The organism is Burkholderia sp. MSMB617WGS, from assembly GCF_001532025.2.
Taxonomy (GTDB): Bacteria; Pseudomonadota; Gammaproteobacteria; order Burkholderiales; family Burkholderiaceae; genus Burkholderia; species Burkholderia savannae.
Window position 1 is genome coordinate 271,817 of sequence record NZ_CP013457.1, and the last position, 21,277, is coordinate 293,093.

20 protein-coding genes are annotated in these 21,277 nt (G+C 68.9%); all 20 read left to right on the plus strand.

The genetic code is table 11. The annotated features are described in order from the left end of the window. The first annotated feature begins 23 nt into the window (after positions 1-23). The 20 genes from flhC (at position 24) to WT60_RS01440 (ending at position 21,265) form a co-directional block, all read left to right on the plus strand. Positions 24-575 carry a flagellar transcriptional regulator FlhC gene (gene flhC, locus WT60_RS01345; protein WP_038752305.1) on the plus strand — a complete coding sequence of 184 codons (552 nt, stop codon included), beginning with the start codon at positions 24-26 and terminating at the stop codon, positions 573-575. A 204-nt stretch (positions 576-779) separates the two neighbouring features. Then, the gene (motA, locus tag WT60_RS01350) at positions 780-1,640 is read left to right on the plus strand and encodes a flagellar motor stator protein MotA (RefSeq protein WP_038752308.1); all 861 of its coding nucleotides are present in this window, start codon (positions 780-782) and stop codon (positions 1,638-1,640) included. A 16-nt stretch (positions 1,641-1,656) separates the two neighbouring features. After that, positions 1,657-2,664, plus strand: coding sequence for a flagellar motor protein MotB (gene motB, locus WT60_RS01355; RefSeq protein WP_038752311.1), 1,008 nt, complete (start codon positions 1,657-1,659; stop codon positions 2,662-2,664). Between the two features lie 31 nt (positions 2,665-2,695). Continuing rightward, on the plus strand, positions 2,696-3,076 hold the full coding sequence (locus WT60_RS01360; protein ID WP_059578062.1) for a response regulator: 381 nt from the start codon (positions 2,696-2,698) through the stop codon (positions 3,074-3,076). Between the two features lie 31 nt (positions 3,077-3,107). Next, a complete protein-coding gene (gene cheA, locus WT60_RS01365; RefSeq protein ID WP_060355720.1) occupies positions 3,108-5,435 on the plus strand; it encodes a chemotaxis protein CheA in 2,328 nt (775 codons plus the stop codon). 30 nt (positions 5,436-5,465) lie between these two features. Then, positions 5,466-5,993 carry a chemotaxis protein CheW gene (cheW, locus tag WT60_RS01370; protein WP_038752319.1) on the plus strand — a complete coding sequence of 176 codons (528 nt, stop codon included), beginning with the start codon at positions 5,466-5,468 and terminating at the stop codon, positions 5,991-5,993. A 40-nt stretch (positions 5,994-6,033) separates the two neighbouring features. Further along, on the plus strand, positions 6,034-8,073 hold the full coding sequence (locus WT60_RS01375; protein WP_059578161.1) for a methyl-accepting chemotaxis protein: 2,040 nt from the start codon (positions 6,034-6,036) through the stop codon (positions 8,071-8,073). A gap of 3 nt (positions 8,074-8,076) precedes the next feature. After that, complete coding sequence (locus tag WT60_RS01380) at positions 8,077-9,024, plus strand: CheR family methyltransferase (protein WP_060355719.1); 948 nt, start codon at positions 8,077-8,079, stop codon at positions 9,022-9,024. Next, positions 9,021-9,725 carry a chemoreceptor glutamine deamidase CheD gene (cheD, locus tag WT60_RS01385; RefSeq protein ID WP_038746572.1) on the plus strand — a complete coding sequence of 235 codons (705 nt, stop codon included), beginning with the start codon at positions 9,021-9,023 and terminating at the stop codon, positions 9,723-9,725. The genes WT60_RS01380 and cheD overlap by 4 nt, the downstream gene beginning before the upstream one ends. Before the next feature lie 5 nt (positions 9,726-9,730). After that, positions 9,731-10,825, plus strand: coding sequence for a chemotaxis response regulator protein-glutamate methylesterase (locus WT60_RS01390; protein WP_186448554.1), 1,095 nt, complete (start codon positions 9,731-9,733; stop codon positions 10,823-10,825). Between the two features lie 46 nt (positions 10,826-10,871). Beyond that, complete coding sequence (gene cheY / locus WT60_RS01395) at positions 10,872-11,267, plus strand: chemotaxis response regulator CheY (protein ID WP_038746577.1); 396 nt, start codon at positions 10,872-10,874, stop codon at positions 11,265-11,267. Position 11,268: 1 nt separating this feature from the next. Continuing rightward, entirely contained in the window at positions 11,269-11,997 is a 729-nt protein-coding gene (cheZ, locus tag WT60_RS01400) for a protein phosphatase CheZ (protein ID WP_038746580.1), read from the plus strand. Between the two features lie 201 nt (positions 11,998-12,198). Continuing rightward, positions 12,199-12,705: a DUF2844 domain-containing protein gene (locus WT60_RS01405; protein WP_060355718.1), complete on the plus strand. Its 507-nt coding sequence runs from the start codon at positions 12,199-12,201 to the stop codon at positions 12,703-12,705. Between the two features lie 22 nt (positions 12,706-12,727). Further along, positions 12,728-14,044: a DUF3443 domain-containing protein gene (locus tag WT60_RS01410; RefSeq protein WP_038746585.1), complete on the plus strand. Its 1,317-nt coding sequence runs from the start codon at positions 12,728-12,730 to the stop codon at positions 14,042-14,044. A 177-nt stretch (positions 14,045-14,221) separates the two neighbouring features. Continuing rightward, positions 14,222-14,722 (plus strand): VOC family protein, encoded by a 501-nt coding sequence (locus WT60_RS01415; RefSeq protein ID WP_038746588.1) that lies wholly within the window; start codon positions 14,222-14,224, stop codon positions 14,720-14,722. 172 nt (positions 14,723-14,894) lie between these two features. Further along, the gene (locus WT60_RS35010; RefSeq protein WP_060355717.1) at positions 14,895-15,140 is read left to right on the plus strand and encodes a hypothetical protein; all 246 of its coding nucleotides are present in this window, start codon (positions 14,895-14,897) and stop codon (positions 15,138-15,140) included. 318 nt (positions 15,141-15,458) lie between these two features. Then, positions 15,459-16,664 (plus strand): flagellar biosynthesis protein FlhB, encoded by a 1,206-nt coding sequence (gene flhB, locus WT60_RS01425; RefSeq protein WP_038746749.1) that lies wholly within the window; start codon positions 15,459-15,461, stop codon positions 16,662-16,664. Beyond that, positions 16,661-18,763, plus strand: a complete 2,103-nt coding sequence (gene flhA, locus WT60_RS01430) for a flagellar biosynthesis protein FlhA (RefSeq protein WP_059671063.1) — start codon at positions 16,661-16,663, stop codon at positions 18,761-18,763. The genes flhB and flhA overlap by 4 nt, the downstream gene beginning before the upstream one ends. Further along, complete coding sequence (gene flhF / locus WT60_RS01435; RefSeq protein WP_060355716.1) at positions 18,760-20,460, plus strand: flagellar biosynthesis protein FlhF; 1,701 nt, start codon at positions 18,760-18,762, stop codon at positions 20,458-20,460. The genes flhA and flhF overlap by 4 nt, the downstream gene beginning before the upstream one ends. Further along, positions 20,453-21,265 (plus strand): flagellar biosynthesis protein FlhG, encoded by an 813-nt coding sequence (locus tag WT60_RS01440; protein ID WP_059645465.1) that lies wholly within the window; start codon positions 20,453-20,455, stop codon positions 21,263-21,265. The genes flhF and WT60_RS01440 overlap by 8 nt, the downstream gene beginning before the upstream one ends. Positions 21,266-21,277: the final 12 nt, after the last annotated feature.

Consider the following 21,277-nt stretch of genomic DNA (forward strand, 5'->3'; position numbering starts at 1 on the left):
TGGATAAATAGCGGAGAGCGGCGATGGCGTCCAAGAGCGTAGTGGTCGAGGTCAAGGAGATCACCCTGGCGATCGAACTGATCGAGCTGGGCGCGCGGCTGCAGTTGCTCGAAGCCGAGACGAACCTGTCGCGCGATCGGCTGATCAAGCTCTACAAGGAGCTGAAGGGCATGTCGCCGCCGAAGGGGATGCTGCCGTTCTCGACCGACTGGTTCATGACGTGGCAGCCGAACATTCATTCCTCGCTGTTCTACAACATCTACCGTTTCATGCGCGAGCACGGCGGCTGCGATTCGATCCAGGCGATCGTGAAGGCATACCGGCTGTACCTCGAGCACGTCGGGCTGTCGGACGACGAGGCGGTGATGAGCCTCACGCGCGCATGGACGCTCGTGCGCTTCTTCGATTCCGGGATGCTGCAGACGACGCCGTGCACCCGCTGCGGCGGGCACTTTGTCGCACACGCGCACGATCCGCACCACGGCTACGTGTGCGGTCTCTGCCAGCCGCCGTCGCGCGCGGGCAAGACCCGCAAGGCCGCCGCGCAGGCCGACCAGGCCGCCATCGCCGCGTAAGCTTCCCGCGCGCGGCCGCGGGCGAACGAGCGTTCGCTCCGCCCGCCGGGCCACGCCGTTCGCGCGCCGCGCGGCGCACGGCTTCCTCCCCTCTGCTGGTATACACCGGCGGGCCTCCGCCGGGCGGTTCTCAAAGTTTTCGTACCGACTGCCGTAAACCACTTAACGGCGGCCTCCCGGCCGTTCATTCGTGAGGGACAGGCAGTGCTGATTTTCGTGGGAACTCTCGTGACGTTGTTGTCCGTGTTCGGCGGCTACGCGCTGGCGGGCGGACACTTGGGCGCGCTCGTTCAGCCGGTCGAGATCTTGATGATCACCGGCGCGGGCGTCGGCGCGTTCATTCTCGGCAACGGCATCAAGACGATCAAGGCGACGCTGCGCGTGTTGCCCGCGCTGTTCAAGGGCTCGAAGTACAACAAGGACATCTATATGGAGCTGATGGCGCTCCTGTACGTGTTGCTCGCGAAGGCCCGCAAGGAAGGCACGCTCACGCTCGAGGCCGACATCGACGAACCCGAGAAGAGCCCGATCTTCACCCAGTACCCGAAGATTCTTGCCGACCATCACATCGTCGAATTCCTGACCGATTACCTGCGCCTGATGGTGGGCGGCAACATGAACGCGTTCGAGATCGAAAGCCTGATGGACGAGGAGATCGAGACGCACCACGCGGAAGGCGAAGGCCCCGCGCACGCGCTGATGCGCGTCGGCGACGCGATGCCCGCGTTCGGGATCGTCGCCGCGGTGATGGGCGTCGTTCACACGATGGCGTCCGCCGACAAGCCGCCCGCGGTGCTGGGCGCGATGATCGCGCAGGCGCTCGTCGGCACGTTCCTCGGCATCCTGCTGTCGTACGGGCTGATCGGGCCGCTCGCGAGCCTCGCCGAGCAGCGCGTCGCCGAGTCGACCAAGATGTTCCAGTGCATCAAGGTGACGATCCTCGCGAGCCTGAACGGCTACGCGCCCGCGATCGCCGTCGAGTTCGGCCGCAAGGTGCTGTTCTCGACCGAGCGTCCGTCGTTCGCCGAGCTCGAAGAGCACGTGCGCCGCGTGAAGGCGAAGTGAGCGCGAGAGGCCCGACATGAGCAAAGGCAAGGATCAGGCAATCATCGTCAAGCGGGTGAACCATCAGAAGAAGGGGCACCACGGCGGTGCATGGAAGCTCGCGTACGCGGATTTCATGACCGCGATGATGGCGTTCTTCCTGTTGATGTGGCTGCTGTCGGCGGTGACGCCCGTGCAGTTGAAGGGCATCGCCGAATATTTCAACACGCCGCTCAAGGCCGCGCTCTTCGGCAGCGGCGATCGCAACGCGGACGATTCGAGCATCATCAAGGGCGGCGGCCGCGACCTCTCGAGCATCGACGCCGGCACGACGCGCCGCACCGACGGCTCGACCAGTCTCGCCGAGCGCATCGTGAAGAAGAACGACGACGAAGCGCTCGCGCAGGCGCAGGGCTCGCTCGAGCGCCGCGAGCAGATGCGGCTGCACGACCTGCAGGTGAAGCTGATGGCGGCGATCGAGGCGAACCCGACGCTGCGCCAGTTCAAGCAGCAGATCCGCATCGATTCGACGCTGATGGGGCTGCGCATCGAGATCGTCGATACGCAGAAGCGGCCGATGTTCGCGATGTCGAGCGACGCCGTCGAGCCGTACATGCGCGACATCCTGCGCGAGATCGGCAAGACGCTCAACGACGTGCCGAACCGCATCATCGTCCAGGGCCACACCGACGCCGTGCCGTATGCGGGCGGCGAGGGCGGCTACAGCAACTGGGAGTTGTCCGCCGACCGCGCGAACGCGTCGCGCCGCGAGCTGATCGCGGGCGGCATGGACGAGGCGAAGGTGCTGCGCGTGCTCGGCCTCGCGTCGACGCAGAACCTGAACAAGGCGGACCCGCTCGATCCGGAGAACCGCCGGATCAGCATCATCGTGCTGAACCGCAGATCCGAGCTCGCGCTGATGCGCGACGACGCGACGACGACGACGCTGTCGTCCGACGCGGCCGGCTCGACACGCCTCGCGCAGCAGATCACGCCGCCCGGCGCGGCCGCCGCGCCGGGCGTGCCGGCCGCGCCGAAACCCTGACATTTTCGAGAACACGCATTCGAGACAAGACATGATCCGAACCATTCTCGCCATCGACGATTCCGCCACGATGCGCACGCTGCTCAGCGCGACGCTCGGCGAAGCGGGCTACGACGTGACCGTCGCCTCGGACGGCGAAGTCGGGCTCGACGTCGCGCTGGCCACGCCGTTCGACTTGGTACTGACCGACCACTACATGCCGAAGAAGAACGGCCTCGACGTGATCGCGGCGCTGCGCGCGCAATCGGCATACGAGGCGACGCCGATTCTCGTCCTCACGACCGAGAACGGCGACGCGTTCAAGGACGCGGCGCGCACGGCGGGCGCGACCGGCTGGATCGAAAAGCCGCTCGACCCGGAAGCGCTGCTCGAGCTGGTCGCGGCGCTGTCGGCGTCGTCGAGCCTTTCGTGACGAACATGACGTTTTTATGCGGTGAACCGGCATGACTCTCGACATCACACAGTTCTATCAGACGTTCTTCGACGAAGCCGACGAGTTGCTCGCGCAGATGGAGCAACTGCTGCTGAACCTGGACGTCGCCTCGCCCGATCCCGAGGATCTGGCCGCGATCTTTCGCGCCGCGCATTCGATCAAGGGCGGCGCGGCGACGTTCGGCTTCACCGCGCTCACGGAAACGACGCACATCCTCGAATCGCTGCTCGATCGCGCGCGCAACCATGAGCTCACGCTGACGAAGGAAATGGTCGACGCGTTCCTCGAGACGAAGGACGTGCTGTCCGACCAGCTCGCCGACTACCGCGCGAGCGCCGAGCCGGACGCGGCCGCGGCCGCCGCGATCTGCGCGAAGCTCGAGCGGCTGAAGGCGTCGGCGAGCGCCGCCGCCGCCGCGCCCGCGGCAGCACCGGCAGCATCGGCAGCATCGGCACCGGCGGCCGCTCAGCCGGCCGCGTCCGTCGCGGCGGCGCCTGCCGCTGCGGCCGCGCCGACGGCGGGCCTCTTCGGCGCGCCCGAGCATGTCGTCGAGCAGGCGGTCGAGGCCGCGCATCCGGCGCCCGGCGCGCCCGGCGCCGCAAGCGGCGGCGACGGCCCGCATCTGAAGATCACGCTGTCGGGCGTCGGCGACAAGGACCAGGAACTGCTGACCGAGGAACTCGGCAATCTCGGCCAGATCGTCGGCCGCGCGAAGACGGGCGACGCGCTCACGCTGTGGCTCGAGACCGACGTGTCGTCGGACGACATCATCGCCGTGTGCTGCTTCGTGATCGACGAAAGCCAGATCGCGATCGGCCGCGGCACCGCGCCGAGCGCGGGCGTCGCGCAACCGGACGTGGCCGCCGCGCCGCAGGCCGCCGAGCAGCCGGACGACGCCGAGCGGGAGCCTGCGGCGGCCGCATCGGCGGCGGAACCGGTGGCGACCGCCGCCGAAGCGAAGCCGGCCGCGCAACCCGCTGCGCCGAGCGCGCCCGCGGCGCCCGCCGCCGCGCCGGCCGCGGCATCGGCTCAGGCTCAGGCTCCGGCATCGGCATCGGTCGCACAAGCCGCCGCGCAAGCGGCCGCGCCGCATCACGACGACCGCAAGCCGCGTCCGGCCGCCGCCGCGAGCGCGGAGGGCAGCTCGATTCGCGTCGGCGTCGAGAAGGTCGACCAGCTGATCAATCTCGTCGGCGAACTCGTGATCACGCAGGCGATGCTCGCCGAGACGACGAGCGCATTCGATCCGGCGCTGCACGACCGCCTGTACAACGGCATGGCGCAGCTCGAGCGCAACGCGCGCGACCTGCAGGAAGCGGTGATGTCGATCCGGATGATGCCGATGGACTACGTGTTCAGCCGCTTCCCGCGGCTCGTGCGCGACCTCGCGGGCAAGCTCGGCAAGCAGGTCGAGCTCGTCACGTTCGGCCAGGCGACCGAGCTCGACAAGAGCCTCATCGAGCGGATCATCGATCCGCTCACCCACCTCGTGCGCAACAGCCTCGATCACGGCATCGAGACCGTCGAGGCGCGCCGCGCGGCGGGCAAGGACGCGGTCGGCCAGCTCGTGCTGTCGGCCGCGCATCACGGCGGCAACATCGTGATCGAGGTCAGCGACGACGGCGCGGGCCTGAACCGCGACAGAATCCTCGCGAAGGCCGCGAAGCAGGGGATGCAGATCTCCGAGAACATCAGCGACGACGAAGTGTGGAACCTCATCTTCGCGCCGGGCTTCTCGACGGCCGAAGTCGTGACCGACGTGTCCGGCCGCGGCGTCGGGATGGACGTCGTCAAGCGCAACATCCAGTCGATGGGCGGGCACGTCGAGATCACGTCGCAGGCCGGCCGCGGCACGACGACGCGGATCGTGCTGCCGCTCACGCTCGCGATCCTCGACGGGATGTCGGTGAAGGTCGGCAGCGAGATTTTCATCCTGCCGCTGAACTTCGTGATGGAGTCGCTGCAGCCTTCGGCCGAAGACATCTACACGATCGGCAACGGCGAGCGCGTCGTGCGCGTGCGCGGCGAATACCTGCCGCTCGTTGCGCTGCACGAGGTGTTCCTGGTCGACGGCGCGCGCACCGATCCGACGCAGGGCATCGTCACGATCATGCAGACGGAGGGCCGCCGCTTCGCGATGCTGATCGACGAGCTCGTCGGCCAGCAGCAGGTGGTCGTCAAGAACCTCGAGACGAACTACCGCAAGGTGTACGGCATTTCGGCGGCGACGATTCTCGGCGACGGCAGCGTCGCGCTGATCGTCGACGTCGCGGCGCTCAATCGCGATACCCGCACGACGCACGGCGCGCACACGAGCGCCGCGCTCGCGGTGTCCTAACTTACGTCATCCATCGACCTGGGGGCTAACGTGTCCGAAGTCCAAACGAACCATCCGGCCGCGGCGAACGCGGCCAACCGCCGCGACGCCGAGCAGGGCGACGCGGCGGGCCAGGAATTCCTCGTCTTCACGCTCGGCGACGAGGAATACGGCATCGATATCCTCAAAGTGCAGGAAATCCGCGGCTACGACAGCGTCACGCGGATCGCGAACGCGCCCGAGTTCATCAAGGGCGTGATCAACTTGCGCGGGATCATCGTGCCCATCGTCGACATGCGCATCAAGTTCCATCTCGGCCGCGTCGACTACGACCATCAGACGGTGGTGATCATCCTGAACGTCGCGCATCGCGTCGTCGGGATGGTCGTCGACGGCGTGTCCGACGTGCTCACGCTGTCGAACGAGCAGATCATGCCGGCGCCGGAGTTCGGCGGCGTGCTGACGACCGAGTATCTGACGGGCCTCGGCACGGTCGACGGGCGGATGCTGATCCTGATGGACATCGAGAAGCTGATGACGAGCAAGGAGATGGCGCTGATCGAGACACTCGGCGCGTAAGCGGGCGCGAAGGATGCAACGGAACTACGGGGAGCTGACGATGCTGCACAACTGGTCGATCCGCACGACGCTGACGGCCGTCGGATTAATGCTGGTGCTCGTCGCCGCGCTGGTCGGCGGGCTCGGGCTGTACGCGCTCAATCACGCGAGCCGCTCGCTCGACGCGATCTCGCACGGCGACCTGCCGACGATCCACACGCTCGACGACGCGTCGTCGTACCTGCTGCGCTCGCGCGTCGCGCTCGACCGTTTCAAGACGCTGTCCGAGGCCGGCAACGCCGACGAGGCGCAGAAGGTGCTGTCACGCGCGCAGGAGCTGTACGCGAAGTCGACGCAGAACTGGCAGGCGTATCTCGCGGCGTCGAAGGAAGGCATCGACCAGGCGCTGACGGACGAGCTCGCCGCGCGCTACGCGACGCTCGCGAAGGAAGGCGTCGAGCCGGAGTTCGCCGCCGCGCGCGCGGGCGATCTCGCCGCATACCACGCGATCGCCGACACGAAGATCAGCCCGATGTTCGTTGCGTACGACAGCGCGGCGTCCGCCGTGGTCGCCGCGTATTCGAAGCGCGCGGAATCGCGCTTCGACACGACACAGGCGCGCATTTCGCTGATGATCGCGCTGATCGCGGCGGGCATCGTCGCCGCGTTCCTGATGGTGATCGGCATCCGCTTCGCGCTGCGCGGGCTCATCGTGCAGCCGCTCAACGTCGCGATCGCGCAGTTCGAGCGCATCGCCGAGGGCGACCTCGCGCAGGTGCCGCAGGTTGCCGGCAAGAACGAAATCGGCCGGCTGTTCCAGGGCATCGGCCGGATGCAGGCGGCCGTCGCCGAGATGGTGAAGGCCGTGCACCGCGGCACGGCGGCGGTCGACGCCGGCGCGCGCGAAATCTCGAGCGGCAACGCCGATCTGTCGGCGCGCACCGAATCGCAGGCGGCGTCGCTGCAGGAAACCGCGTCGAGCATGGAGCAGCTGACGGGCACCGTGCGCCAGAACGCGGAGAACGCGCGGCAGGCGAGCCAGCTCGCGGTCAACGCGTCCGACATCGCGACGCAGGGCGGCGAGGTCGTCGGCCAGGTCGTCACGACGATGCAGGACATCGCGACGAGCTCGACGAAGGTGGCTGACATCATCGGCACGATCGAGGGGATCGCGTTCCAGACCAACATCCTCGCGCTGAACGCGGCCGTCGAGGCGGCGCGCGCGGGCGAGCAGGGGCGCGGCTTCGCGGTGGTCGCGGGCGAGGTGCGCTCGCTCGCGCAGCGGAGCGCGACGGCCGCCAAGGAAATCAAGCAGCTGATCGGCGACTCCGCGCACAAGGTGCAAAGCGGCTCGGCGCTCGTCGAGCGCGCGGGCGCGACGATGGCCGAGATCGTCCAGGCGGTGCGCCGCGTGACCGACATCATGGGCGAGATCAGCGCGGCGTCCGAAGAGCAGTCGACGGGCATCGTCCAGGTGAATCGCGCGGTGAGCCAGATGGACGCCGTCACGCAGCAGAACGCGGCGCTCGTCGAAGAAGCCGCCGCCGCCGCCGCGTCGCTCGAGGATCAGACGCGGCAGATGACGCAGATCGTGTCAGCGTGGCGCGTCGAGGGCGGGATTGCGTCCGCCGCGACGCCGGCTGCGTCGGCTTCGAGCGCACATGCGGGCGTGATTTCCGGCGCGACCGCGCCGGGCGCGCCGCGGGCCGCCGCATCCGCGTCGCGCGCGCCCGCCGCGAGCGCGGTCAGGACAACCGGCGCGGCCGGATCGTCGTCGGCTTCGGCCGCCGCCGCGCAGGCCGCCGCACACGGCGGGCGCACGGCGCACGGCGCGCCCGCCGCCGGGTCGCAAGCCGCGCCGCAAGCCGCGAAGACGTCTGCCGCCGCGCCGAAGTCGGCCGCATCGCCGGCGTCTTCCGCCTATGCACCGAAGCTCGCGAAGCCGGGCGCCGCCCCGCGCCCGACGACGGGCGCGGCCGGTGCCACGCAAGCCGCCGCCGCTTCCGCGTCCTCCCTCGCGCTCAAGCGCCCGGCGCTGTCGGGCGAGCCGAAGCCCGCGGTTGCCTCGGCGTCCTCCGACGACGACTGGGAAACCTTTTAAGCCATGATGCCCGCACGCGCCGCCTCTCGTTCCGACGCACTCGAACCGCAAGAACGGTTGGGCGACGCTGCGCGGGACTTCGAATTCACGTCCGCCGATTTCGCGAAGATTCGCGCGCTGATCCACCGGCGGGCGGGCATCTCGCTGTCCGAGCACAAGCGCGACATGGCGTACAGTCGCCTCGCGCGGCGCCTGCGCGCGCGCGGGCTCAACCGCTTCTGCGACTACCTCGAGCTGCTCGAGCGCGAAAACGATCCGGCCGAATGGGAAGCGTTCACGAATTCGCTGACGACGAACCTGACCGCGTTCTTCCGCGAATCGCACCACTTTCCGATCCTCGCCGAGTTCGTCAAGCGCCGCGAGCAGCCGGTGTCGGTATGGTGCTCGGCGGCGTCGACGGGCGAAGAGCCGTATTCGATCGCGATGACGCTCGTCGAGGCGCTCGGCGAATCGGCCGCGCGCTCGGCGAGCGTGCTCGCCACCGATCTCGACACGCAGGTGCTCGCGAAGGCCGAAGCGGGCGTCTACGCGTTCGAGCAGGTCAAGCACCTGTCGCCCGAGCGGCTCAAGCGCTTTTTCCTGAAGGGCACGGGCGCGCAGGCGGGCCGCGTGAAGGTGCGCCCCGAGCTGCGCGCGATGATCCGCTTCGCGCAGCTCAACCTGACCGACGCCGACTACGGTTTCACGAAGCCGTTCGACGCGATCTTCTGCCGCAACGTGATGATCTACTTCGACAAGCCGACTCAGGCGCAGGTGCTCTCGCGCTTCGAGCCGCTGATGAAGCCGGGCGGCCTGCTGTTCGCCGGCCATTCGGAGAACTTCACGTACGTGACGCAGGCATTCCATCTGCGCGGGCAGACCGTCTACGAACTGACGCGCGACGGGCATGGCGCCGCGCCGCGCGTGCGTTCGCGCATCGCCGCGGCGGCGGCCGAGGAGGAACTCCGATGAGCGGGCTGCCGATCGCGACCAATCATTATTTCGACGCGCACTTTCACCGCCGCGGCGTGAAGCTGCTGCCGAACGAGTTCTACACGACGCGCGAGGACATGGTGCTCGTCACCGTGCTCGGCTCGTGCGTCGCCGCGTGCCTGCACGATCCGATCGGGCGGATCGGCGGGATGAACCACTTCATGCTGCCGGACGACGGCGCGGACCCGTCCGCCGCCGCGTCCGAATCGATGCGCTACGGCGCCTACGCGATGGAAGTGCTGATCAACGAGCTCATCAAGGCGGGCGGCCGCCGCGAGCGCTTCGAGGCGAAGGTGTTCGGCGGCGCGGCCGTGCTCGCGGGAATGACGACGATCAACATCGGCGATCGCAACGCCGATTTCGTGCGCCGCTATCTCGCGCTCGAGCGCATCCGCATCACGGCCGAGGACTTGCAGGGCGTGCATCCGCGCAAGGTCGCGTTCATGCCGCACACGGGGCAGGCGATGGTCAAGAAGCTGCGCGTGCAGGCACCCGACGTCGCCGAGCGGGAAGCCGCGCTCGCGCGCGAGGCGACCGGTTCGCGCGGCGAGCGCGCCGCCCGCGCGCGTGCGCACGTCGAGCTGTTCGGCACGCCCGCGCCCAAGGCGGATGCGAAGCCTCGCATCGAATTGTTCGGTACGCGGGCCGCGTCGCCCGCCACAAGAAAGCAGGAGGCTTGAACGCTGTGCAGAAGAAAATCAAAGTGCTGTGCGTCGACGATTCGGCGCTGATCCGCAGCCTGATGACCGAAATCATCAATAGCCAGCCCGACATGGAGGTGTGCGCGACGGCGCCCGATCCGCTCGTCGCGCGCGAGCTGATCAAGCAGCACAACCCGGACGTGCTGACGCTCGACGTCGAAATGCCGCGAATGGACGGCCTCGACTTCCTCGAGAAGCTGATGCGCCTGCGGCCGATGCCGGTCGTGATGGTGTCGTCGCTGACCGAGCGCGGCTCGGAAATCACGCTGCGCGCGCTCGAGCTCGGCGCGGTCGACTTCGTCACGAAGCCGCGCGTCGGGATTCGCGACGGGATGCTCGAATACGCGGAAAAACTCGCCGACAAGGTGCGCGCGGCGTCGCGCGCGCGCGTGCGGCAGAATCCGCAGCCGCACGCGGCCGCGGCGGCGGCCGCGCACGGCCCCGTCGGCGCCGCCGCGCCGCTCATCAACAATCCGCTCGTCAGCACCGAGAAGCTGATCATCGTCGGCGCGTCCACGGGCGGCACCGAGGCGATCCGCGAAGTGCTGACGCCGCTGCCGCCCGATGCGCCCGCCGTGCTGATCGCGCAGCACATGCCGCCCGGCTTCACGCGCTCGTTCGCGCAGCGCCTGAACGGCCTGTGCCGGATCTCGGTGAAGGAGGCGGAACACGGCGAGCGCGTGCTGCCGGGCCACGCGTACATCGCGCCCGGCCACGCGCACCTGCTGCTCGCGCGAAGCGGCGCGAACTACATCGCGCACCTGTCGGACGAGCCGCCCGTGAACCGCCACCGCCCGTCGGTCGACGTGCTGTTCCGCTCGGCCGCGCAGCACGCGGGCAAGAACGCGCTCGGCGTGATCCTGACCGGAATGGGCCGCGACGGCGCGGCCGGGCTGCTTGAAATGAAAAAGGCGGGCGCATATACGTTCGCGCAGGACGAGGCGAGCTGCGTCGTGTTCGGGATGCCCCGCGAGGCGATTGCGATGGGCGGCGTCGACGACGTCGCGCCCCTTTCCGACATGAGTCGCCGTATCATGGCGCGCCTCGCGTCGATGGGCGACCGCGTGCAGCGCGTGTAACCTAGGCGCCACCGTTACAGCACACGAATCTGGAAAGGAACAGACGATGGACAAGAGCATGAAGATTCTGGTGGTGGACGATTTTCCGACGATGCGTCGGATCGTCCGCAACTTGTTGAAGGAGCTGGGCTATTCGAACGTCGACGAAGCGGAGGACGGCCTGGCCGGCCTGGCGCGGCTGCGCGGCGGCGGCTACGACTTCGTGATCTCCGACTGGAACATGCCGAACCTCGACGGGCTCGCGATGTTGAAGGAGATCCGCGCGGACGCGGCGCTCACGCATCTGCCCGTGCTGATGGTCACGGCCGAGTCGAAGAAGGAGAACATCATCGCGGCCGCGCAGGCGGGCGCGAGCGGCTACGTCGTGAAGCCGTTCACCGCGGCGACCCTCGACGAGAAGCTCAACAAGATTCTGGAAAAGATGGCGAAAGCGGGGAGCTGACGTGAACGAGCCGATCCATGCGGCGCTTGCCGGCGCGAGTGCCGACGAACGCCTTGCCGACGCCGCCGACCTGGCGAGCGACCGTATTCTTGCGCGCATCGGCCAGCTGACGCGCACGCTGCGCGATTCGATGCGCGAGCTGGGTCTCGACAAGCACGTCGAGAAGGCGGCGGAAGTCGTGCCGGATGCACGCGACCGGCTCCGTTACGTCGTCGCGATGACCGAGCAGGCGGCCGAGCGCGTGCTGACCGCGATCGAAATCGCCAAGCCCGTGCAGGAGCGCTTGCAGCAAGACGCCGCGGCGCTCGACGCGCGCTGGGCGAAGTGGTACGAGTCGCCGATCGAGCGCGTGGAAGTGCGCGGCCTGATGGACGACACGCGCGCGTTCCTGCGCGCGCTGCCGGACGCCACGGGCGCGACCAACGCGCAGCTGCTCGAGATCATGCTCGCGCAGGACTTCCAGGATCTGACGGGCCAGGTGATCAAGAAGATCATGGACATGGTCTATCTGATCGAGCAGCAGTTGCTGAACGTGCTGGTCGAGAACATCGCGCCCGAGCGGCGCGAGCAGTTCGCCGCGACGGCCGCCGCGCTCGCCGCCGAGCAGGCGAGCGGCGCGATGACGCCGGAATCGCTGCTGAATGGGCCGCAAATCAATCCGGAAGGAAAGGCCGACGTTGTTCAGGATCAGGCGCAAGTCGACGATTTGTTGGCAAGTCTCGGATTTTGAACCGAAATGTTTTGCAATGATTGAATATTATCGAGACTAATGCCGATAGGTTTTTGACATAGGCGGCAGGCATACTACGCTCCTGGTCTGCAGGCTCTCGAGGGCTTTCTTTTCGCTTTCGATTGTCGATAATGAGCGGCGTGCGGCGCGCAGCACGCCACGCCGCCCGGCATGCAGAGCCTGAATTCGAGGAGGAATGGAGTGAGATCGAGTCGATTTCGCCGGATCGCCGCGACGGCGGCCGGCTTCATGTGCGCGTGGCTTGCCGCCGCGCCCGTCCACGCGGGCCTCGGCGGCGCGCCGATGACGCCGCCCGCGGCGGATACCGCAGCGACGGTGCGGTCGATGCAGCGCAGCATCCGCGCGGCGGGCGGCGCGACGGCGGCCGCCGTCGGCTACACCGTGCGCGAAACGACGCTCGGCTCGGGCACCGTCGTGCGCGAATACATTTCGACGTCGGGCGCCGTGTTCGCGCTGTCGTGGCAAGGCCCCGTCGCGCCGAACCTCTCCGATCTGCTCGGCGGCTATTTCCCGCAATACGAAGCGGGCGTGAAGGCGTCCCATGCCGCGCGCGGGCCGCGCGCGCCGGCCGCGATCGACACGAGCGGGCTCGTCGTCCACACGGGCGGCCACATGGGCTCGTATTCCGGTCAGGCGTGGCTGCCGCAGGCGCTGCCGGCCGGCTTCTCCACCAACGACATCCAGTGATCGCGCCGGGAGGGGACAGATCTTGCGCTTCCAACACACTCTGACTCGCTGGCTCGGCGCGCTGAGCCTCGCCGCGGCCACGGTCGCGCTCGTCGCCGCGTGCGGCGGCGGGGGCGACGGCGGCTCGAATGCGTCCGTGAACACGGGCTCGGGCGGCGGCAACACGTCCGCGGGCGGCGGTTCGAACGGCGGTTCGGGCGGTTCAGGCGGCTCGGGCAGCTCGGGCAGCACGCCGCTCGCGTCGAACCAGGCCGCGATCACCGTCAGCACGGGCGTCGCGACCGTCGTCAACATGCCGACCGTCGACGTGACGATCTGCGCGCCCGGCACCTCGACGTGCCAGACGATCAACAACGTGCTCGTCGACACCGCGTCGTACGGGCTGCGGATCGTCAACACCGCCGCGTCGAACGTGCTCGGCAGCCTGCCCATTTCGACCGTGAGCAGCGGCGCGCTCGTCGAGTGCGGCAAGTTCGTGACGAGCTACACATGGGGCACGGTGCGCACCGCCGACGTGAAGATCGCCGGCGAGCAGGCGAGCTCGCTGCCGGTCCAGGTCATCGGCGATCTCGGCTCGTCCGGCGTGCCGACGTCGTGCTCGAACGGCAATTCGTCGTCGAACACCGCGGCCGACCTGGGCGCGAACGGCATCCTCGGAATCGGGCCCGCGCCGTACGACTGCGGCACGAACTGCGCGACGTCGACGCTCTACAGCAACTACTACGCGTGCCCGAACGGCAACACGAGCTGCCAGGTGACGACGGTGCCGCTCGCGCAGCAGGTAGCGAACCCGGTGCCGCGCTTTGCGACCGACAACAACGGCGTGATCGTCGCGATGAATCCGCCGTCGGGCGGCAACGCGACCGGCACGCTGACGTTCGGCATCAACACGCAGGCGAACAACGCGCTGCCGTCGAGCGCGACGGTGCTCACGTCGACCACCGCGGGCGACCTGACGGGCACGCTGCTCGGCCGCGCGGTCAGCACCGTGTTCTTCGATACCGGATCGAACGCGTACTTCTTCGATACGGGCGGCAGCACGGCGGTCCGATTGCCCGTGTGCAGCAACAATTCGTCGTTCTACTGCCCGACGACGGGCACGCAAACCACGACGCCCACTGTCGTCGGTCTGAACGGCGCGCAGGCGTCGCCGTCGATTTCGATCGACAATGCGAACTCGCTGTTCTCCACGTACCGCTCGGCCGTGCCGAACCTGGGCGGCCCGTTCGGCGACACGCGGGTGCTCGACTTCGGCCTGCCGCATTTCTTCGGCAAGACGCTGTACTTCGGGATGGACCTGCGCGGCAGCGGCGGTCCGGCCCCTTACGTCGCGTTCTGACGCGACTGGCGCGCGGGCGGTTTTTCCGGACGCCCGCGCCGCGAACCCACCCCAAAAGGGCGCGAGAAATCGCGCCCTTTTTGCTTTCCGGCTACGGAAGCCGCGCCGCCGCCCGAGCCGCGAGCGCCTATCATCGTTACGTTGTTCCGCCGAGGAAGACAGACGAGGAGACACGTCATGACGGCACGCATGCAGCGCATCACCCCCTTCCTGTGGTTCGACGGCAACGCGGAGGAAGCGGCCACGTTCTACGTATCGGTGTTCGACGACGCGAAGATCACGCATGTCGCCCGCTACGACAAGGAGGGCGCGAACGCGTCCGGGCAAGGCGAGGGCGCGGTGATGACGGTCGCGTTCGAGCTCGACGGCCAGCGCTTCGTCGCGCTGAACGGCGGGCCCGTGTTCCGGTTCAACCCGGCCGTGTCGTTCGTCGTGAACTGCACGACGCAGGACGAGATCGACCATTACTGGCACCGGCTGTCCGAAGGCGGCGACGCGAGCGCGCAGCAGTGCGGCTGGCTCAAGGACCGCTTCGGGCTGTCGTGGCAGATCGTGCCCGTGCAGTTGCAGGCGCTGCTGACGGGCGACGATCCGGCGAAGGCGTCGCGCACGATGCAGGCGCTGATGCAGATGAAGAAGATCGACCTTGCGGCGCTGCAGCGTGCGGCGGCCGGCTGAGCGGCCGATCGGCCGGATGCCGTTCGCGCCGCGGACGCGCGTACGCAGCTCGTCGCAGAGGCCGATGCCGCGAAGTCGGCCGCCGCGCCGCCTTGGGCGGACGCGCTCGCGGGCCGGCGCCGACTCGACGCCGTGACGCCGTGACGCCGTGACGCCGTGACGCCGTGACGCCGTGACGCCGCGCGCGACGAACCCGAAGGATCACGCGGAGCGCGTCGGCCTGTACGAAGGCGCGCCTTGCGGGCTGTCGCCCGACGCGCGGCCCGATCGGCGGTTTCCGCACGTGTTTGCGCACGCGACGCCGATCGACGGGCCGCACCTCGCCGGCCAGACGACATACCCGGGCTTCGGCGTCGTGATGTCGATGCCGCCGGGCGTGTTCGCCGCCGGCGTGCTCGCGTCGCGCGCGTTGCACTGACCACGGCGCGGACGGCGCAACGCCGCCTCCAGCGACGACGGCCGCGGCAGCCGGGCGGCGCGCGCCCGCGCGTCGGCCGCGATTGCACGTTCGGCGCGAGCACACGTTCGCCGCGCGCGCCGATCAAGCGCCGCATTCGTGATTCGCCCGCGATCCCACCCCAAAAACCGGCGATCGCCGCTTCGTCCGCCCCGTGCAACCGATTCCGAGAAATACCCCGGTTTCCCCGCTTTCCTCGACCGATCGCCCGTTGACCGCCGCGGGAATAATCGGTGTCACTGGAAAGCGGCATCCCGCCGCGCCCACATGGAGGCCCGCGTGGCAGAGGACAGCGATCTCGACCGGACAGAAGCCGCCACTCCCAAGCGCCGCGAGAAGGCGCGCGAGGAGGGGCAGGTCGCGCGCTCGCGCGAGCTGGCTTCGTTCGCGCTGCTGTCGGCGGGTTTCTACGGCGCGTGGCTGCTGTCGGGCCCGATCGGCGAGCACCTGCGCACGATGCTGCGCACGGCGTTCTCGTTCGATCGCGCGACCGCGTTCGACACGAACCGGATGCTGTCGCATGCGGGCGGCCTGAGCCTCGAGGGGCTCTACGCGCTGTTGCCCGTGCTCGCGCTGACGGGCGTCGCGGCGCTCGCCGCGCCGATGGCGCTCGGCGGCTGGCTCGTGTCGACGAAGACGTTCGAGCTGAAGTTCGAGCGCCTGAATCCGATCACGGGTCTCGGCCGCATTTTCTCGATTCAAGGCCCGATCCAGCTCGGGATGTCGATCGCGAAGACGCTCGTCGTCGGCGGGATCGGCGGCATCGCGATCTGGCGCAGCAAGGACGAGCTGCTCGGCCTCGCGACGCAGCCGCTCGACGCGGCGCTCGCCGATGCGCTGCATCTCGTCGCCGTGTGCTGCGCAATGACGGTCGCGGGGATGCTGGTCGTCGCGAGCCTCGACGTGCCGTACCAACTCTGGCAGTACAACAAGAAGCTGCGCATGACGAAGGAAGAAGTGAAGCGCGAACACCGCGAAAACGAAGGCGATCCGCACGTGAAGGGCAGGATTCGCCAGCAGCAGCGCGCGATGGCGCGCCGCCGGATGATGGCGAGCGTGCCGACGGCCGACGTCGTCGTCACGAACCCGACGCACTTCGCGGTCGCGCTCAAGTACACGGACGGCGAGATGCGCGCGCCGAAGGTCGTCGCGAAGGGCGTGAACCTCGTCGCCGCGCGGATTCGCGAGCTCGCCGCCGAACACCATGTGCCGCTGCTCGAAGCGCCGCCGCTCGCGCGCGCGCTCTATCACAACGTCGATCTCGAGCGTGAGATTCCCGGCACGCTGTACTCGGCCGTCGCCGAAGTGCTCGCGTGGGTTTATCAGCTGAAGCGCTTTCACGCCGAAGGCGGGCCCGCGCCCGAAACGCCCGTCGATCTCGACGTGCCCGCCGAACTCGACAAGGGCGCGCAAGTCGCGCCGGAAGACGAGCAGGAAGAGGCGCACGACGTGCTTGGCCGTCACGCCGCCGGAGGCGCCGCATGAACATGCCGGCCGCCCTTCTCGGCAAGCGCTCGCAGCTCTTCGCGGGCTCGAACCTGCGCGCGCTCGCGGGCCCGATCCTCATCTGCATGATTCTCGGGATGATGATCCTGCCGCTGCCGCCGCTGCTGCTCGATCTGTTCTTCACGTTCAACATCGCGCTGTCGGTGATGGTGCTGCTCGTCAGCATGTACACGATGAAGCCGCTCGACTTCGCGGCGTTCCCGAGCGTGCTCCTGTTCTCGACGCTGCTGCGGCTGTCGCTGAACGTCGCGTCGACGCGCGTCGTGCTGCTCGAGGGCCACACGGGCCCGGACGCGGCCGGCCAGGTGATCGAGGCGTTCGGCCACTTCCTCGTCGGCGGCAATTTCGCGGTCGGCATCGTCGTGTTCGTGATCCTGATGATCATCAATTTCATGGTGATCACGAAGGGCGCGGGGCGGATCGCCGAAGTGTCCGCGCGCTTCACGCTCGACGCGATGCCCGGCAAGCAGATGGCGATCGACGCCGACCTGAACGCCGGCCTCATCAACGAAGAGCAGGCGAAGAAGCGCCGCCAGGCGGTCGCGCAGGAGGCGGAGTTCTACGGGTCGATGGACGGCGCGTCGAAGTTCGTGCGCGGCGACGCGATCGCGGGCCTCATCATCATGGCGATCAACGTGATCGGCGGCCTCATCGTCGGGATGGTGCAGCACGACATGACGTTCGCGGCGGCCGGCACCAACTACACGCTGCTCACGATCGGCGACGGCCTCGTCGCGCAGATCCCGTCGCTCGTGATCTCGACCGCGGCGGGCGTGATCGTGTCGCGCGTCGCGACCGACGAGGACATCGGCACGCAAATCACGACGCAGCTCTTCACGAACCCGCGCGTGCTGATGATCACGGGCTCGATCATCGTGCTGATGGGTCTCATCCCGAACATGCCGCACTTCGCGTTTCTGCTGCTCGGCGCAGGCGCGATCTGGCTGTCGCGGACGATGGCCAAGCGCGAGGCCGCGAAGAAGGCGGCGGGCATGGCCGCCGAGATCGCGCCGCCTGCTGCGCTGCCCGCCGACAGCCACGAAGCGACATGGGAAGACGTCACGCTCATCGATCCGCTCGGCCTCGAAGTCGGCTATCGGCTGATCCCGCTCGTCGACAAGAACGCCGACGGCGAGCTGCTCAAGCGGATCAAGAGCATCCGCAAGAAGTTCGCGCAGGAAATCGGCTTCCTGCCGCCCGTCATTCATATCCGCGACAACCTCGAGCTGCGCCCGAACGCCTACCGGATCGCGCTGAAGGGCGTCGAGGTCGGCACGGGCGAGGCGTATCCGGGCCAGTGGCTCGCGATCAATCCGGGCCAGGTGACGGCCGCGCTGCCGGGCGCGCCGACGCAGGACCCCGCGTTCGGGCTGCCCGCCGTATGGATCGACACGGCGCTGCGCGAGCAGGCGCAGGTGTACGGCTACACGGTCGTCGACGCGAGCACCGTCGTGGCGACGCACCTCAATCATCTCGTCGTCCAGCATGCGGCCGAACTGCTCGGCAGGCAGGAAGTGCAGGCGCTCATCGAGCGGACCGGCAAGGACGCGCCGTCGCTCGTCGAGGACCTCGTGCCGAAGACGATCTCGCTCACGACGCTGCAAAAGGTGCTGCAGAACCTGCTCGACGAAGGCGTGCCGATTCGCGACATGCGCACGATCGTCGAGGCCGTGTCCGAGCAGGCGGGCCGCATCACCGATCCGTACGAGCTCACGGCCGCCGTGCGCCTCGCGCTCGGCCGCGCGATCACCCAGCAGTGGTATCCGGGCGCGGGCGAGATGCAGGTGATGGGGCTCGACGCGAATCTCGAGCGCGTGCTGTCGCAGGCGCTCGCCACGAATGCGAATCCGGGCCTCGAGCCGGGCCTCGCGCACGCGCTGCTGATCGGCACGCAAGACGCGATGCTGCGCCAACAGAACATGGGGCTGCCGCCCGTGCTGCTCGTCCAGCACGCGCTGCGCGCGATGCTCGCGCGCTTCCTGCGGCGCAGCCTGCCGCAATTGAAAGTGCTGTCCTACGCCGAAGTGCCGGACACGCGCACGATCAAGGTCGTTAACGTCATCGGGGGTACCGCTTGAACATTCGCAAATTCGTTGGCCCGACGAGCCGCGACGCCCTGCGCCTCGTGCGCGAGGCGATGGGCGCCGACGCGGCGGTACTGTCCAACCGGACGCTCGACGACGGCCGCGTCGAGATCGTCGCGCTGCCCGCCGCCGAGCTCGCCGAAATCTCGACGCGCCGCGCGGCGGCGGACGCCGCGCACGGCGCGGCCCAGCCGCAGGCGCAAGCGCCGCGTCAGCCCGCGTCTTCGTTGTCGACGTTCGCGTCGCCCGCCGCATCGGTGGTCGTGCCGACCACCGCGTCGGCCGCGCGCTCGGCCGCGAACCCCTACGCATCGGGCGGTCTTCCCGACGTGTTTTCGTCGGTGTTCGGCGCGAGCGTCGACGCTTCCGGCGACGACGCTCGGCCCGCCGTCGCGCCACCGCCGGCCGCCCAGCCGCCCGCCGCGCCGTCCGAGCCCGCGCCGTGGCTCGTCGAGCACGCGAAGCGGCTGACGAAGCAGCACGAAGAGCTCGTTGCGCGGCCGCGCGCCGCCGCGGCGGCCGCGCAGGCGCCGCGCGAGCGCGCCGCCGCGGACGAGCCGCCCGAATGGGCGCGCGACATCGTGCGCAACGTCTCGCGCCGGCTGCCGGCCGATGATGCGGCGGCGGCGAAGCCGGCGCCGCGCTTGCCGGAAGACACCGCGGCCGTCGTCGCGGACGCGGTGAAGGCGCGCATCGAGCGCATCGTCAACGACACGGTGATGCAGGAGCTCGGCTCGCTGCGCGAGCTGATGGAAGAGCAGTTCGCGGGCCTGATGTGGAACGAGCGCCAGCGCCGCAATCCAGTGCACGGCGCGCTGACGAAATACCTGTTCGCGGCGGGCTTTTCCGCGCAGCTCGTGCGGATGGTCGTCGACAACCTGCCGGAGGGCGCCGGCTACGACACGCTCGACGCGGCGGCCGAGTGGGCGCATTCGGTGCTCGCGGCGAACCTGCCCGTGCTCGACAGCGAAGACGCGCTGATGGAGCGCGGCGGCGTGTTCGCGCTGATGGGCCCGACGGGCGTCGGCAAGACGACGACGACCGCGAAGCTCGCCGCGCGCTGCGTGATGCGCTTCGGCGCGAGCAAGGTCGCGCTGCTCACGACGGACAGTTACCGGATCGGCGGCCACGAGCAGCTGCGCATCTTCGGCAAGATCCTCGGCGTGCCGGTGCACGCGGTGAAGGACGGCGGCGATCTGCAGCTCGCGCTTGCCGAGCTGCGCAACAAGCACATGGTGCTGATCGACACGATCGGCATGAGCCAGCGCGACCGCACGGTGTCCGACCAGATCGCGATGCTGCACGGCGCGGACACGCCGGTGCAGCGCCTGCTGCTGCTGAACGCGACGAGCCACGGCGACACGCTGAACGAAGTCGTGCAGGCGTACCGCAGCGCGGCGGGCCACCCCGATCTCGCGGGCTGCATCCTGACGAAGCTCGACGAGGCGAGCAACCTCGGCGGCGCGCTCGACACGGTGATCCGCTACAAGCTGCCGGTGCACTACGTGTCGACCGGCCAGAAGGTGCCCGAGAACCTGTACGTCGCGACGAAGAAATTCCTGCTGAAGAGCGCGTTCTGCGCGCCGCGCGAGGATTCCCCGTTCGTGCCGCACGACGACGATCTGCCGGCGATGCTGTCCGCGTTGAGCACGCGCGCCGGCAACGAACTGCACGAGGTCCGCTTTGGATAAGCGCATCACCGACCAGGCCGAAGGATTGCGGCGCCTGCTCGCCGGACGCGCGTCGCGCGTCGTCGCGGTGACGGGCGGACCCTCGGGCGTCGGCTGCACGTCGACGGTCGCGAACCTCGCCGCGGCGCTCGCCGCGCTCGGCAAGGACGTGCTCGTCGTCGACGAGCGCGCGAACGTCCGCTCGATCTCGGCGACGCTGTGCGGCTCATGGCTGCGCGACGGCGAGCCGGTGCGTCACGAGCTCGGATTCTCGATATGCGGGGCGTCGCGGCTCGCGCGCGGCGGCTACAGCGACGCGCAGATCGAGGCGCTCGGCGACGGCGCGGCGGACATCGTGCTGATCGACGCGCAGCTCGACGCGAACGGCGCGCTCTCCGGGCTCGCGCGCGACGCGCACGACGTGCTCGTCGTCACGCGCGTGTCCGCGTCGGCGATCACCGAGGCGTACGCGTGCATGAAGCGGCTGCACTACGCGCACGCGCTCGCGCAGTTCCGCGTGCTGACGAATCACGTGCAGAGCGCGGCCGACGCGAAGGCCGCGTACGAGAACCTCGCGGGCGTCGCGAGCCGCTATCTGCGGGTGTCGCTGTCGAACGCGGGGTGCGTCGCGGCCGATCCGCTGATCGAGCGCGCGCGCGGGCTCGCGCACACGGTGGTGGACGCGTTTGCGTCGGCGGCGGCGGCGCGCGATTACCGGCAGATCGCCGCCGATCTGCTGTATTGGCCGATGCGCCCCGGTTCTGGCGTCGGCCGGGTCCGGACGGGAAGTTCGGCGTTTGAACGAGGCGCGGCTCATGCCGCCTGAACGCCACGACGA